Origin of the sequence: Pseudomonas sp. NPDC090755, assembly GCF_044769005.1 — a bacterium.
GTDB lineage: Bacteria > Pseudomonadota > Gammaproteobacteria > Pseudomonadales > Pseudomonadaceae > Aquipseudomonas.
In genome coordinates this window covers 225,435-239,253 of sequence record NZ_JBIVXC010000004.1, presented here as the reverse complement: position 1 = coordinate 239,253, position 13,819 = coordinate 225,435, and the positions used below count along the sequence as shown (strand labels likewise).

At 64.6% G+C, this 13,819-nt stretch carries 13 protein-coding genes; 11 read left to right on the top strand and 2 right to left on the bottom strand.

Going from position 1 to position 13,819, the window contains the following annotated elements; genetic code table 11:
- Positions 1–2 precede the first annotated feature (2 nt).
- The 7 genes from ACIQUS_RS09430 (at position 3) to ACIQUS_RS09400 (ending at position 7,315) form a co-directional block, all read left to right on the top strand.
- The gene (locus ACIQUS_RS09430; RefSeq protein ID WP_403045905.1) at positions 3–1,643 is read left to right on the top strand and encodes an ABC transporter ATP-binding protein; all 1,641 of its coding nucleotides are present in this window, start codon (positions 3–5) and stop codon (positions 1,641–1,643) included.
- A gap of 12 nt (positions 1,644–1,655) precedes the next feature.
- Positions 1,656–2,357 carry an NAD(P)H-dependent oxidoreductase gene (locus ACIQUS_RS09425; protein WP_403045903.1) on the top strand — a complete coding sequence of 234 codons (702 nt, stop codon included), beginning with the start codon at positions 1,656–1,658 and terminating at the stop codon, positions 2,355–2,357.
- Positions 2,358–2,580: 223 nt separating this feature from the next.
- Complete coding sequence (locus ACIQUS_RS09420; protein ID WP_403045900.1) at positions 2,581–3,684, top strand: polyamine ABC transporter substrate-binding protein; 1,104 nt, start codon at positions 2,581–2,583, stop codon at positions 3,682–3,684.
- Between the two features lie 33 nt (positions 3,685–3,717).
- The gene (locus tag ACIQUS_RS09415) at positions 3,718–5,136 is read left to right on the top strand and encodes an aminotransferase (RefSeq protein ID WP_403045898.1); all 1,419 of its coding nucleotides are present in this window, start codon (positions 3,718–3,720) and stop codon (positions 5,134–5,136) included.
- A 79-nt stretch (positions 5,137–5,215) separates the two neighbouring features.
- Positions 5,216–6,031, top strand: coding sequence for a LuxR C-terminal-related transcriptional regulator (locus ACIQUS_RS09410; RefSeq protein ID WP_403045896.1), 816 nt, complete (start codon positions 5,216–5,218; stop codon positions 6,029–6,031).
- Between the two features lie 77 nt (positions 6,032–6,108).
- A complete protein-coding gene (locus tag ACIQUS_RS09405; protein ID WP_403045893.1) occupies positions 6,109–6,561 on the top strand; it encodes a carboxypeptidase regulatory-like domain-containing protein in 453 nt (150 codons plus the stop codon).
- A gap of 7 nt (positions 6,562–6,568) precedes the next feature.
- Entirely contained in the window at positions 6,569–7,315 is a 747-nt protein-coding gene (locus ACIQUS_RS09400) for a phytanoyl-CoA dioxygenase family protein (protein WP_403045891.1), read from the top strand.
- Between the two features lie 3 nt (positions 7,316–7,318).
- On the opposite strand, the gene ACIQUS_RS09395 is transcribed toward ACIQUS_RS09400, so the two are convergent.
- Positions 7,319–8,218, bottom strand: a complete 900-nt coding sequence (locus ACIQUS_RS09395) for a universal stress protein (RefSeq protein WP_403045888.1) — start codon at positions 8,216–8,218, stop codon at positions 7,319–7,321.
- Positions 8,219–8,410: 192 nt separating this feature from the next.
- On the opposite strand from ACIQUS_RS09395, the gene ACIQUS_RS09390 reads away from it, so the two are divergent.
- On the top strand, positions 8,411–9,994 hold the full coding sequence (locus tag ACIQUS_RS09390) for a mechanosensitive ion channel family protein (RefSeq protein WP_403046120.1): 1,584 nt from the start codon (positions 8,411–8,413) through the stop codon (positions 9,992–9,994).
- Between the two features lie 12 nt (positions 9,995–10,006).
- On the opposite strand, the gene ACIQUS_RS09385 is transcribed toward ACIQUS_RS09390, so the two are convergent.
- On the bottom strand, positions 10,007–11,401 hold the full coding sequence (locus tag ACIQUS_RS09385) for an aldehyde dehydrogenase family protein (RefSeq protein ID WP_403045885.1): 1,395 nt from the start codon (positions 11,399–11,401) through the stop codon (positions 10,007–10,009).
- 103 nt (positions 11,402–11,504) lie between these two features.
- Between ACIQUS_RS09385 and ACIQUS_RS09380 the strand changes: the two genes are divergently transcribed.
- The 3 genes from ACIQUS_RS09380 (at position 11,505) to ACIQUS_RS09370 (ending at position 13,787) form a co-directional block, all read left to right on the top strand.
- A complete protein-coding gene (locus ACIQUS_RS09380) occupies positions 11,505–12,392 on the top strand; it encodes a LysR family transcriptional regulator (RefSeq protein ID WP_403045882.1) in 888 nt (295 codons plus the stop codon).
- A gap of 72 nt (positions 12,393–12,464) precedes the next feature.
- Positions 12,465–12,824, top strand: a complete 360-nt coding sequence (locus ACIQUS_RS09375) for a DUF3302 domain-containing protein (protein WP_403045880.1) — start codon at positions 12,465–12,467, stop codon at positions 12,822–12,824.
- A gap of 3 nt (positions 12,825–12,827) precedes the next feature.
- Positions 12,828–13,787 (top strand): HlyD family secretion protein, encoded by a 960-nt coding sequence (locus ACIQUS_RS09370; RefSeq protein WP_403045877.1) that lies wholly within the window; start codon positions 12,828–12,830, stop codon positions 13,785–13,787.
- The last annotated feature ends 32 nt before the right edge of the window (positions 13,788–13,819 follow it).

The window sequence follows — 13,819 nt, the reverse complement described above, 5'->3', positions numbered from 1 at the left end:
ACATGACTGTTTCTGAAAAACCGTTGCTGGAAATCCGTGACCTGCGTATCGAAGGCCATTACGAAGACGCCTGGCATCCCCTGATCAAGGGCATCGACCTGACCCTGCAGCGCGGCGAAGTGCTGGGGCTGATCGGCGAGTCGGGGGCGGGCAAGTCGACCCTGGGCCTGGCGTCCATGGGCTATGTGCGCAATGGCTGCCGGATCACCGGCGGCTCGGTGCTGTTCGACGGCATGCAACTGGTCGGTGCCGGCAGCGAGGCCCTGCGCAAGCTGCGCGGCCTGCGCATCGCCTATGTGGCACAGAGCGCCGCCGCCTCGTTCAACCCGGCCCATCGGCTGATCGACCAGCACGTCGAAACGGCCGTGAAAAATGGCGGCATCGACCGCGCCCGCGCCGAAGCCGAGGCGGTGGAGTTGTACCGGGTGCTGCGCCTGCCCAACCCCGAACATATCGGCCAGCGTTATCCGCACCAGGTCTCCGGCGGGCAGTTGCAGCGGGTGATGACCGCCATGGCCATGGCCTGCCACCCGGACCTGATCATCTTCGATGAACCGACCACGGCGCTGGACGTCACCACCCAGATCGAAGTGCTGGCGGCCATCCGCGATGCCGTGAAGACCTATGGCAGCGCGGCGCTGTACATCAGTCACGACCTGGCGGTGGTGGCGCAGATGGCCGACCGGATCATGGTGCTGCGCCACGGCAAGCTGGTGGAGGAAGCCGATACCCGCACCATGCTCGATGCGCCGCAGCAGGACTACACCAAGTCGCTGTGGGCGGTGCGCAGTTTCCGTACCGAGCCCAAGGCCTGCCCGGGGCAGCAAAAGCCCTTGCTGGAAGTGCGCAAGGCCAGCGCCAGCTACGGTGATCAACCGGTGCTGCACGACGTTTCGCTCACGCTGCACCGGGGCCAGACCCTGGCGGTGATCGGCGAGTCCGGCAGCGGCAAGAGCTCCACGGCGCGCTTGATCACCGGCCTCTTGCCGCCCACCAGCGGCGGGGTGCTGTACGACGGTGAAGCCTTGCCGAACGATTTTCGCCAGCGCAGCAAGGAGCAGCTGCGGCGCATCCAGATGATCTACCAGATCCCCGACACCGCGCTGAACCCGCGCCAGCGCATCGTCGACATCATCGGCCGGCCGCTGACGTTCTACCTGGGCCTCAAGGGCCAGGCCATGCGCAAGCGGGTGGCCGAGCTGCTGGAGATGATCGAACTGGACCCGGCGCTGTACATGGAGCGCCAGCCGCGCGAGCTGTCCGGCGGACAGAAGCAGCGTATCTGCATTGCCCGGGCGCTGGCTGCCGAGCCGCAACTGATCATCTGCGACGAAGTGACCTCGGCCCTGGACCAGCTGGTGGCGGAAGGGGTGCTCAAGCTGCTCAACCGCATCCAGCAGCAACTGGGCGTGGCCTATCTATTCATCACCCATGACGTGGCCACCGTCCGCGCTATCGCCGATGAAGTGCTGGTGATGCAGCGCGGGCGGGTGGTCGACCACGGCAGCCGCGATGCCATCTTCACCCCGCCGCATCGGGACTACACCGGCCTGCTGCTGTCCTCGGAGCCGGAAATGGACCCTGACTGGCTGGACCGCTTGCTGGCCAAACGTGCCGTCCCTGGCACCTTGCAACCTGTTTAAAGGAAGGTATTCATGAATGTACTGATCGTCCACGCTCACCCCGAGCCGCAATCCTTCACCGCCGCCCTGCGTGACCAGGCCGTCGAGACCTTCACCGCCCAGGGGCACCAGGTGCAGGTCAGCGACCTGTATGCGATGAACTGGAACCCGGTGGCCAGTGCGGGCGACTTCGTCACCCGCGAGAACCCCGACTACCTGGTCTATGCCCTGGAGCAGCGCCTGGGGGTCAAGAGCCAGTCGATCGCCGCCGACATCCAGCAAGAGCTGGACAAGCTGCTGTGGGCTGACCTGGTGGTGCTGAACTTCCCGATCTTCTGGTTCTCGGCCCCGGCCATGCTCAAGGGCTGGATCGATCGGGTGCTGGTGTCCGGCATCTGCTATGGCGGCAAGCGCTTCTATGACCAGGGCGGGCTGGTAGGCAAGAAGGCCCTGGTGACCGTGACCCTGGGCGGGCGTGAGCACATGTTCGGTGAGGGGGCTATCCACGGGCCGCTGGAAGACATGCTGCGGCCGATCCTGCGCGGGACGTTGGCCTATGTCGGCTTTGACGTATTGGAACCGTTCGTGGCCTGGCATGTGCCGTACATCAGCGATGAGGCGCGCAAGGACTTCCTGCAGGCCTACCGCCAGCGCCTGGAGCACCTGTCGGATGACCAGCCGCTGGCGTTCCCGCGCCTGTCGCAGTTCGACGAGGCGCTGTACCCGCTGGCCTGACCGGCCCGGGGCTGCTGCGCAGCATCGCCGGCGCTGCCGGCTCCCACAGGGGGTCGGCGTACACCGGTGTTGTGGGAGCTGGCGAAGCCTGCGATCGACCGCGCAGCGGTCGCCATTCCCCTACCAACCACCACCTACCCATTCGGGTTATGGCCCGGCCAATCGAATCACCCGATAGTACGTCCATCGGCTCACCCCGGAGCGATCACACGATGGAGTTGCTATGCGCAAGGCACTGAAGGTGATGGGTACGCTGTTGCTGCTATCCACCGCCACGGCCGCATCGGCCAGCGAGACGGACACCGGTAACACGCTGAGGCTGTACAACTGGACCGACTACATCGGTGAAACCACCCTGGCCGACTTCGAGCAGGCCACCGGCATCAAGGTCATCTACGACACCTTCGACGGCTACGAGACCGTGCAGACCAAGCTGCTGACCGGCCGCTCCGGTTACGATCTGGTCATGCTCAACGCCTCCCTGGTGCCACCCTTGATCAAAGCCGGGGTGTTCCAGCCGCTGGACAAGCAGCAACTGCCCAGCTGGCACAACCTCGATGCCCAGGTGGTCGAAAACCTGCAAGGCTACGATCCGGGCCTGAAGTACTCGGCGCCCTACACCTGGGGCAGCTCCGGGGTGACCTACAACGTCGACAAGATCAAGGCGCGCATGCCGGATGCGCCCATCGGCTCGCTGGCCATGCTGTTCGACCCGAAGATCGTCGCACGCTTCGCCGACTGTGGCGTGACCCTGATGGACGCCCCCACCGAAGTGATCCCCCTGGCCCTCAAGTACCTGGGCAAGGACCCGCGTAGCGCGTCGGCCACCGACCTGAAGGCGGCCGAGAAGCTGCTGCTGGACATCCGCCCCTACATCCGCAAGTTCGACTCGGTGAACTACCTCACCAGCCTGCCCAACGGCGATGTGTGCATGGCCCTGACCTGGTCCGGCGACTACGCCACCGCCCAGGCCCGCGCCGTCGAGGCGAAGAAGAATATCAACCTGGCGTTCTTCATCCCCGACGAAGGCTCGCTGATCTGGTTCGACAACCTCTACCTGCCCAAGGACGCCCCGCACGCGGCCAACGCCCACCGTTTCATCGAGTTCCTGCTGCAACCGCAGACCATGGCCAAGGTGACCAACTACATCCACTACGCCAACAGCAACGCGGCGGCCACCGAACGGGTGGCGCGCGAGATTCGCAACGACCCGGCGATCTACCCCGACGACGCCACCCGCGGGCGCCTGTTCGCCCAGAAGTCCCACGAGCCGAAGGACATGCGCGCCATCACCCGGGTCTGGAGCACGGTCAAGACCGGTTTTTGAACCCTTTCGATTCTCATCGCCAAGGAACTGCCCATGGCTACGCCAAGCAAAGCATTCGTCACGCCCATCGCCCACGACCCGCTGGTGGCGGCCGACAAGGCCCACTACATGCACGGTTACCACATGTTCGACGAGCACCGCGAGCAGGGTGCGCTGAACATCGTCGCCGGGGAGGGCGCCTACATTCGTGACTCCGAGGGCAACCGTTTCCTCGATGCCGTCGGCGGCATGTGGTGCACCAACATCGGCCTGGGCCGCGAGGAAATGGCCCTGGCCATCGCCGACCAGGTACGCCAGCTGGCCTATTCCAACCCGTTCTCGGACATGGCCAACACCGTGGCCATCCAGTTGTGCGAAAAACTCGCCCAGCTGGCCCCGGGTGATCTGAACCATGTGTTCCTCACCACCGGTGGCTCCACGGCGGTCGATACGGCCTACCGGCTGATCCAGTACTACCAGAACTGCCGGGGCAAACCGCACAAGAAGCACATCATCGCCCGCTACAACGCCTACCACGGCTCAACCACCCTGACCATGTCGATCGGCAACAAGGCCGCCGACCGGGTGCCGGAGTTCGATTATGGCCATGACCTGATCCACCACATCTGCAACCCCAACCCGTACCGGGCCCCGGACGGTATGGACGAGGCCGAGTTCCTCGACTTCCTGGTGGCCGAGTTCGAGGACAAGATCCTGTCCCTGGGCGCCGACAATGTCGCCGCCTTCTTCGCCGAGCCGATCATGGGCTCGGGCGGGGTGATCATCCCGCCCAAGGGTTACTTCCTGCGCATGTGGGAGCTGTGCCAGACGTACGACATCCTGTTCGTGGCCGATGAAGTGGTCACCTCGTTCGGCCGCCTGGGATCCTTCTTCGCAAGCGAGGAGCTGTTCGGCGTGCAGCCGGACATCATCACCACCGCCAAGGGCCTGACCTCGGCCTACCTGCCGCTGGGGGCATGCATTTTCTCCGAGCGGATCTGGAAGGTGATCGCCGAGCCGGGCAAGGGCCGCTGCTTCACCCACGGCTTCACCTACAGCGGCCATCCGGTGTGCTGCACCGCAGCGCTGAAGAACATCGAGATCATCGAGCGGGAAAACCTGCTGGCCCATGTCAAGGATGTCGGTGGCTACCTGGAGCAGCGCCTGCACAGCCTGCGCGAGCTGCCACTGGTGGGCGACGTGCGCTGCATGAAGCTGATGGCCTGCGTCGAGTTCGTTGCCGACAAGGCCAGCAAGGCGCTGTTCGCCGATGCGGTGAACATCGGCGAACGCATCCACCGCCGGGCGCAGGCCAGGGGCCTGTTGGTACGGCCGATCATGCACCTGAACGTGATGTCGCCACCGCTGATCATCACCCATGCCCAGGTGGATGAGATCGTCGAGACCTTACGGGTGTGCATTCTGGAGACGGCCGAAGAGCTGCGCCGGGAAGGGGTGTACGCGGGTGGGTGAGGACCGCGCTGCGGGCGCGGGCATGCTCGGCGAACGATCGCAGATGCAGGCTCATGCCCGCCCCGTTAGACTGCGGGGCATGAGCCAACTTTCCCTCGACACCCCCGTCACCCTGTCCTTTGCCGCCCTGCAGCAATGGCACGCCGCGTTGCAGAACGCCTTCGCCCACAGCGAAAGCCAGGATGCCCTCGTGCACCTGGCCGCTGCCATCGGCCAGCTGGTGGCGGTGGAGTCAATGATGATCAGCCTCGAACGCCAGGGCCAGGCCCCACAGTTGCTGTACCAACAGGGCATTCCCGAGCAGCACCGCGATGCCATCCTCAACCGTTACTTCGCCGCCGGCTACCTGCTCGATCCGTTTTGCCTGGCGGTGGAGAGCGGCCTGGCCCAGGGCTTCTATCACCTTGAGGACATCGCTCCGGACCACTTCTTCGACAGCGACTACTACAAGACCTACTACCTGGGCACCGGCTGCAGCGAAGACAGCTATTTCATTGCCGATGTCGGCGACGGGCGCAAGTTGTCCCTGAGCTTGTTCCAGGGCTGTAGCGGCACGCGCCTTGGCGTGGAGCAGGTTCATCTGCTGCGGGCGGTGGAACCGATGGTCCGCGAGTTGCTGGTGCGTTTTGCCCGCCACGGGCTGGCGCCGGCCAGTACCGGGCACGGCAGCATCCAGGCCGCGTTCGACAGCTTCGGCTGCCAGCTGCTGACGGACCGCGAGCGGGAGGTGGCGCACATGATCCTGCGCGGCCACTCGGCCAAGTCCACCGCCAGCGAACTGGGCATTTCCCCGGAAACCGTGCGCATGCACCGCAAGAACCTGTACCAGAAGCTCGAGATCAACTCCCAGTCCGAGCTGTTCGCCCGCTTCATCGACTGGTTGCGCCAGGGCTGAACCGCGCGTCAGGCCACGGGGAACCCTGGCTTGGCGGGGCGTCCAATAAGGTATGGACCCTTGTTGGAGGACTGGCCATGAACAGTCATCGCAAACATGTTCTCAGTGGTCTGGGCCTGGCGCTGGCCATGCTCTGCGTGGCACCGCTCGCCGCGGCGCAGTCGTACCAGGAACCCATCGACCCCGCCGGCGTTCAGCTGCAGCCCCAGGAACAGAACGGCATCCCTTACCTCAAAGGCGGCATCGGCCTCGATGAATCCAGGGCCATGCAGCAAACCCGTGGCTACAACCTGGAGATCACCTTGTCGTCGGGGGCGGACAACAAGTACCAGAGCGGCGCCGAAGTGCGTGTCGAATCCGCAACCGGCCAGCCGGTGCTGACCTTGCAGGATATCGGCCCGATGCTGTTCGCCAAGCTGCCCAATGGCCACTACCAGGTCCTGGCCAGCCTCAATGGCCAGCAACAGCGTCAACAAGTGGTGATCGACGGCAGCAAACCGGTGAAGGTCAACCTGCACTGGCGGGAATAGCTCCAACATGGACGTTCCATCCGTGCTGAGGGCCTTGCATGACGACGGCTTTGTCCTGTTGCCGGCTGCACTTGCGCCGGCGCAGGTCGAGCAACTGCAAGGCGCCATCAGCCGGCTCACACCCCTGCATTGGGACTACAACGGCCTGATCGAACACTACAAATGCGTGTTCAACCGCGACCCGCTGTGGCTGGCCTACCTGGACCTGCCCGGTATCATCGAGTTGGCGCAGGCGGCGCTGGGCGAGGATTGCCACATCATTGGCCAGACCGCCTGGCGCAGTCATCCCGGCGCCCAGGGCATGCCGTTGCACCTGGACCATCTGGTGATGCAGCTGCCACCTGAGCTATTGGCCGACCCTGATTTCGAACTGCCGATGCAGATCTGCACCGTGCAGTTCTACCTCGACGACATCGACGCCGACCTGTGCCCGACCCGCGTGCTGCCCGGCAGCCACAAGGCAGGGCGAAAGCCCGCTGCCGGTGAGCAGTCGTGGCAGGGGCAGGCGGTGCAGACCATCCTCTGCCGCGCCGGCGACGCGCTGATGTTTCGCAGCGAGCTATGGCACGGCGGCAGCGACAACACGACCCCCGACCGCTGTCGCTCGATGCTGCAGGTGCACTACGGCCGGCGCATGGTCGCGCAGAAGTTCTCACCCTACCTGCGCTGGCAGTTCAACCCCGCCGTGCTCGCCCAGGCCACGCCACGACAGCGGCGATTGCTGGGTGAACACGAGGAGGCCGAGTACGACTGAGCCTCAGTCGTGAACCCGGATCGCCAGCACATTGCACAGCGATTTTTCGAGCACATGCTCGGTGACACTGCCGGTGACGCGTTCGAGCAACTTGCGCGGATGATTGCCCATCACCAGCACGTCGGCGCGGCTGTGGTCGACGAAGTCGGCGATGCTGCGGGTGATTGGCGCCGAGAGAAAATGCTGGCGGTCCAGTGACACGGCATGCCGCTCGGCCAGGTGCTCGAACGCCTTGTGGATCGACTTGCGCACATCGCTGCCAAAGCCCGGCATGGTCACCGTGCCAGCGCCGAAGTCGGACATGTGGGTCTGGCTGCTGTCGCAGACATGCAACAGGTGCAATTCGGCGTTGCACTGGTGGGCCAGGTTGCTGGCGGCCTGGATCACCGCTTCATTGAGGTCGCTGTAGGGGTGCTTGGGATGCACGGGGTCGACGGCGGCCACGACGATGCGCGGCAGCGGGCAGTGCACCTGGGTGACCAGATGGACCGGGCAGGGGCTCTGACGCAGCAGTTGCCAGTCCAGCGGGGTGACCAGTAGACGCTTGAGCGCCGGCTCATGCTGTACATCCTTGATCAGCAGGTCCGGGTCGATCTCGTTGATCTGTGTGAGTGCCGCCTGTAGCAGGTCGCGGGTCAGCATCACTTCGGTGTTCACGCACTGGATCCCGCTTTTGTGCAGCAGGGTGGCTTCGTCGGCCAGCCATTTGCGGTTGTCACTGACGCGAGACAGCAGCAGGTTTTCGTCGCCGCTCATCAAGCCCAGGGTGTCGACCTCTTCGATGAATACGCAGATATGCAGGGCGGCTCCGGTTTCCCGGGCCAGGGCAGCGGCGCGTTCCATCGCCGGGGTGTGGCGCAGGTCGCCGCCGAGCATCAGCAGAAGGTGTTGGTACTGGCTCATGGAGCACCTCCGGTCGTGTTGCATTGCCAGCCCCCGCGATTCAGTTTAGCCCATGGCTCACCGACGCCCCGGGGCAACGGCCGGGAGGATCTGACAAGCGGTCGCCGCTGGTCTAGGCTGCGCTACAGGTAAGGGCTGGCCGGTAGCGAGGAGCAGGGCATGGGCAGGGTGGGCGTCGTTGGCTGGCTATTGATGGTCTGCCTGTTGCTGGGCGGGCAGGCCACTGCACAGGAGGAGACGGCGCAGACGACGGCCGCGCCGGTGGAATTGAAGGTCGCCAACCGCAGCATCATGCAGTTTCGCGCCACGGTGCTGGGTGAAACCCCCGAGCACCGGGTCAAGCGGGCCGAGATGGTGATCGGCGAAACCCTGGAGGAAAGCCAGGACCTGGAGGTGCGTGTCGACCCGATCCAGACCAGCTACCTGGTGCTGCTGGGCGACAAGCGTGCCTTTATCGTAGCACCCCGGGATGTCGATCCGCTGACCCAGGCCTCGGTGCTCGACGCCGCCCAGCAGGCCGCCGCCAACCTGCGCCTGGCCGTGGCCGAAACCCGCGAAGCACGCAACCTGCGCATGCTCATGCACTCACTGGTGGCCGTGGCCATCGCCACCGGCCTGTACCTGGCCCTGCTGTGGGTCATCGCCTATATCCGCCGCAAGCTGTCGGTCAGCCTGCCGAGCCTGATGCGCCGGCATGCCCGCGCCTTGACGGTCGGGCAGACACCGGTGATCGAGGCCAACGTCTTCTATACCCTGATCCGCCGCGTGCTGGAGACGCTGCGCTGGCTGCTGATCGCCTTGCTCAGCTACGAGTGGCTGGGTTTTGTACTGTCGCGCTTCCCCTACACCCGGCCCTGGGGCGAGCAGCTCAATGAATACCTGTACGAGCTGGCCCGCTACCTGCTCGAAGGCATCATTGGCGCGGTACCGGGGCTGGTGGTGGCCCTGGCGATCTTCTTCATCGCCCGCGGTGCGGTGGCGTTCAGCAAGCGCGTGCTGCGGCGCCTGGCGGTACCTGGCACCCTGAGCTGGCTGAATCAGGAAACCCTGCAGCCGACCACGCGGCTGACCGCCCTGGCGATCTGGCTGTTCGCCCTGGCCATGGCCTATCCCTACCTGCCAGGCGCGGGTACGGAGGCCTTCAAGGGCTTGTCGGTGCTGATCGGCCTGATGATTTCCCTGGGCGCCACCAGTGTGGTCGGCCAGGCGGCGGCCGGCCTGATCCTGACCTATACCCGCACCTTGCGGCCGGGCGAGTTCGTGCGCATTGGCGACTATGAAGGCACGGTCACCGAGCTTGGCATGTTCACCACGCGGATTCGCACCGGCCTTGGCGAAGTGCTGACCCTGCCCAATTCGATGATCACCGGCAGCGTGACCAAGAACTACTCAAGGATCGTGGAGGGTGAGGGCTATGTGGTGGACACCACGGTGACCATCGGCTACGACACGCCGTGGCGGCAGGTCGAAGCGATGTTGCTGGAGGCGGCGCAACGCACCAACGGTATCCTCGGCCAGCCCCGGCCCCAGGTGTTCCAGACTGCGCTGTCGGACTTCTACCCCGAGTACCGCCTGGTGGCCCAGGCCATCCCCAGTCAGCCACGGCCGCGGGCGGTGCTGCTGAGTGAATTGCACGCGCATATCCAGGATGTATTCAATGAATATGGCGTGCAGATCATGTCGCCCCATTACCTGGGCGACCCGCAGCAGCCCAAGTCGGTGCCAAGGGAACAATGGTACAGCGCCCCGGCACAGCCCCCGAAGGAGGAGCGGTGAGGGCGCTGGTACTCAGCCGCGGCGGTCGAGCCAGACCGTCTGGGCGTTGCAGAACTCGCGCACGCCGAAGTGCGACAGTTCACGGCCAAAACCGCTCTTCTTGACGCCGCCGAAGGTCACCCGGGGATCGCTGGCGCAGACGCCGTTGATGAACACGCCACCGGTGTCCAGTTCCTCGGTGAGCCGGGCGGCCAGTTCCAGGTCCTGGGTGTAGAGGGTCGAGGCCAGGCCGAACTCGCTGTCGTTGGCCAGCTCCAGGGCGTGACGGGCATCGCGGGCGGTGATGATCGAGGCCACGGGACCGAACAGCTCCTGGCGGAACGAGGTCATCTGGTCGGTGACATCGGCCAGCACGGTCGGCTCGTAGAAGTTGCCCACGCCATCGGCCTTGCGCCCGCCCAGCAGCAGGGTGGCGCCTTCGGCCAGGGTCGCCTGGACCTGCTCGTCCAGCTCGTCGCGCAGGTCGAAACGGGCCATAGGGCCCAGGTAGGTCTGCTCGGACAGCGGATCGCCCATGACCAGTTGGCGGGTGGCCTGGACGAACTTCTCGGTGAAGGCTTCGACCACGCCTTGCTCGACGATCAGGCGCTTGGCCGCGGCGCAGACCTGGCCGGTGTTGGCGTAGCGGCCAATGACCGCAGCCCGGACCGCTTCGTCGAGGTTGGCATCATTGAGGACGATGAACGGATCGGAACCGCCCAGTTCCAGCACGCATTTCTTCAGGGCGGCACCGGCCTGGGCACCGATGGCCATGCCGGCACGCACGCTGCCGGTCAGGGTTACGGCGGCGATGCGCGGGTCCTTGATCGCCTGGGAGACACCCTCCGGGGTAACGTTGATGACTTCGAACACACCCTCGGGCAGGCCGGCCTGCTTGATCACGTCGAGCAGCAGGTAGGCGCTGCCCATGACGTTCGGGGCGTGCTTGAGCACGTAGGTGTTACCGGCGATCAGCGCAGGTACAGCGCCACGCAGCACCTGCCAGACCGGGAAGTTCCATGGCATCACTGCCAGGATCGGGCCCAGCGGACGGTATTCGATGCGCGCCTGGCCGTTGTCCACCAGGGTCGATTCGGCGCTGAGCATGCCCGGGCCCTGGGCGGCGTACCATTCGCACAGCTGTGCGCATTTCTCCACTTCGCCACGGGCCTGGGCCAGCGGCTTGCCCATTTCCAGGGTGATCATCCGCGCCATGGCAGGGGCGTTGTCACGGATGGCGCTGGACAGGGCCAGAATCTGCTTGGCGCGCTCGTCGACCGGGGTGCGGCGCCATTGGGCGAAACCGGCGGTCGCCCGTGCCAGTGCCGCATCCAGGTCGGCCTCGGACTCGTAGGGGTAGTGACCAATGGCTTCGCCGGTGGCGGGGTTGGTCGAGACGGCATGGGTGTGGCTGGAAAACGCGGTCATGGCACTGTCCTGCAAATAGGAGGGAACATGGCCAGCGTAGAGGGCTATTCGATTTGTGGAAACTGAATAATAATGAGCCTTTCATTCACGATCGGAGAATGACGTGGACCTGGTTCAGCTGGAAATCTTCAAGGCCGTGGCCGAGCACGGCAGCATCAGCGTTGCCGCCCAGCACATCCACCGGGTGCCGTCGAACCTGACCACGCGGATCAAGCAGCTGGAAACCGACCTGGGCGTGGAGCTGTTCATCCGCGAGAAAAGCCGTTTGCGCCTGTCGCCGGCCGGCTGGAACTTTCTCGACTACACCCGGCGCATCCTCGCCCTGGTGGAGGAAGCGCGCCTGACCGTGGCCGGCGAAGAGCCGCAGGGGCCCTTTGCCCTGGGCTCGCTGGAAAGCACGGCGGCGGTGCGCATTCCGGCCTTGCTCGCGGCCTATAACCAGCAATACAGCAAGGTCGAGCTGGATCTGTCCACCGGGCCATCCGGGTCGATGATCGAAGGGGTGCTGGCCGGGCGCCTGGTGGCGGCCTTTGTCGACGGCCCGGTGCTGCACCCGACCCTGGATGGGGTGCCGGTGTTCGAGGAGGAGATGGTGCTGATCGCGCCGCTCAACCATGCCCCGATCAGCCGTGCCCGGGATGTCAACGGCGAGAACATCTATGCCTTTCGCTCCAACTGCTCCTATCGCCATCACTTCGAGCGCTGGTTCAGCACCGACGCGGCCGTGCCGGGCAAGATCTACGAGATGGAGTCCTACCACGGCATGCTCGCCTGCGTCAGCGCCGGCGCCGGCCTTGCCCTGATGCCGCGCAGCATGCTGCAGAGCATGCCGGGGTGCGCCACGGTCAGCGTCTGGCCGTTGTCGGAAGACTTTCGCTACCTGCACACCTGGCTGGTGTGGCGGCGTGGCACGGTGTCCCAGAGCCTCTCGAGCTTCGTGCAACTGCTCGAATCCCGACGCCAGGCGGGCGAGGTTTCAACGGCTGGATAAATCTCGCTGACCGGCGCCATTCATTGGTAAACTCAATCCAATGCATCCCCCCGGATGTGAAATGGAGCAGTCATGCTGGATTACTTTGCATTGGGTTTGTTGGTCTTTGTCGGGTTGGTGCTGTTCTACGGCATCATCGTGCTTCACGACATCCCTTACGAGATTGCCGTTCACCGCAACCATCCGCACCAGGATGCGATTCACGCCACCGGTTGGGTGAGCCTGTTCACCTTGCATGCGTTGTGGCCGTTCCTGTGGATCTGGGCCATGTTGTATCGCGAGGACCGTGGCTGGGGCATTGCCGGCGGCGTTTCGAAGACACCGCTATCTGACCTGGAACGCCAGGTGCAGGCGCTGCAAGAGCGGGTGGCGCAACTGGAGGCCGAGCACGCCAGGTCTGGCCATGGCCGGCAGGATTCGGGGGGAGTCTGAAGCATGGATCTGTTGCTGGTTCTCACGTATGCCGCGATCTGCGTGGGCATATTCAAGCTGTTTCGCATTCCCCTGAACAAATGGACGGTACCCACTGCCGTGCTGGGTGGCGTGGTCATCGTCGGTGCATTGATCTTCACCATGAACTACAACCACCCGTATTCGGAGGTGGCGCGTTCCTACTTCATCTCGACCCCGGTGATTCCGGTGGTAACCGGCCGGGTTGTCGAAGTGCCGGTGCGCAGCAATACGCCGCTCAAGCAGGGCGACGTGCTGTTTCGCATCGATCCTGCGCCCTTCGAATACAAGCTCAGGTCGCTCAAGGCACAACACGTGGCGGCGCAGGGCGATTTGTACCGGATCAACGAACTGATCAAGCGCAACTTCGGCACCCGTCGCGAGCAGGAAGCGGCCCTGGCCAGGGTTGACGACTTGCAGGCCCAGATCGACAACGCCCAGTTCGAGTTGGACAACACCGTCATACGTGCGCCGAGCAATGGTTTCGTGACCCATGTGTCGCTGCGCCCGGGGATGATGGCGAGCAGACTGCCGCTGCGACCGTCCATGGTGTTCGTCCCCAATGAAGGCCAGTATTTCGCCGCCTGGATGCGTCAGAACAGCCTGCTGCGCCTGGTCCCTGGGGACGAGGCGGAAGTGGCGTTCGACGGCATTCCCGGGCGGGTGTTCAAGGGGCGGGTGAAGGATGTCATTGCAGTGATCGGCGAAGGTCAGGTGCAGCCTTCGGGTACCCTGATCAGCTACACCGGTTCACCGCCACCAGGGCGGGTGCCGGTGATCATCGAAATCACCGACCCGGATTTTGCCCAGTACAAACTGCAGATGCCCGGGGGCGCCTACGGCCAGGCGGCGGTCTACAGCCAGCATTTTCACCACATTGCGACCATGCGCAAGATCCTCCTGCGCATGGCGGCGTGGATGAACTACATCTTCCCGTTCCATTGATCGGTGGTGGGTAGGTGCAGGCCAGCACCGGT

Bases quoted from the DNA above. Each gene is read 5' to 3' on its own strand.
- ACIQUS_RS09395 (WP_403045888.1), bottom strand. From the start codon at position 8,218: ATGAGCCAGTACCAACACCTTCTGCTGATGCTCGGCGGCGACCTGCGC.
- ACIQUS_RS09375 (WP_403045880.1), top strand. From the start codon at position 12,465: ATGCTGGATTACTTTGCATTGGGTTTGTTGGTCTTTGTCGGGTTGGTG.
- ACIQUS_RS09390 (WP_403046120.1), top strand. From the start codon at position 8,411: ATGGTCTGCCTGTTGCTGGGCGGGCAGGCCACTGCACAGGAGGAGACG.
- ACIQUS_RS09420 (WP_403045900.1), top strand. From the start codon at position 2,581: ATGCGCAAGGCACTGAAGGTGATGGGTACGCTGTTGCTGCTATCCACC.
- ACIQUS_RS09400 (WP_403045891.1), top strand. From the start codon at position 6,569: ATGGACGTTCCATCCGTGCTGAGGGCCTTGCATGACGACGGCTTTGTC.
- ACIQUS_RS09430 (WP_403045905.1), top strand. From the start codon at position 3: ATGACTGTTTCTGAAAAACCGTTGCTGGAAATCCGTGACCTGCGTATC.
- ACIQUS_RS09415 (WP_403045898.1), top strand. From the start codon at position 3,718: ATGGCTACGCCAAGCAAAGCATTCGTCACGCCCATCGCCCACGACCCG.
- ACIQUS_RS09405 (WP_403045893.1), top strand. From the start codon at position 6,109: ATGAACAGTCATCGCAAACATGTTCTCAGTGGTCTGGGCCTGGCGCTG.
- ACIQUS_RS09410 (WP_403045896.1), top strand. From the start codon at position 5,216: ATGAGCCAACTTTCCCTCGACACCCCCGTCACCCTGTCCTTTGCCGCC.
- ACIQUS_RS09425 (WP_403045903.1), top strand. From the start codon at position 1,656: ATGAATGTACTGATCGTCCACGCTCACCCCGAGCCGCAATCCTTCACC.
- ACIQUS_RS09385 (WP_403045885.1), bottom strand. From the start codon at position 11,401: ATGACCGCGTTTTCCAGCCACACCCATGCCGTCTCGACCAACCCCGCC.
- ACIQUS_RS09370 (WP_403045877.1), top strand. From the start codon at position 12,828: ATGGATCTGTTGCTGGTTCTCACGTATGCCGCGATCTGCGTGGGCATA.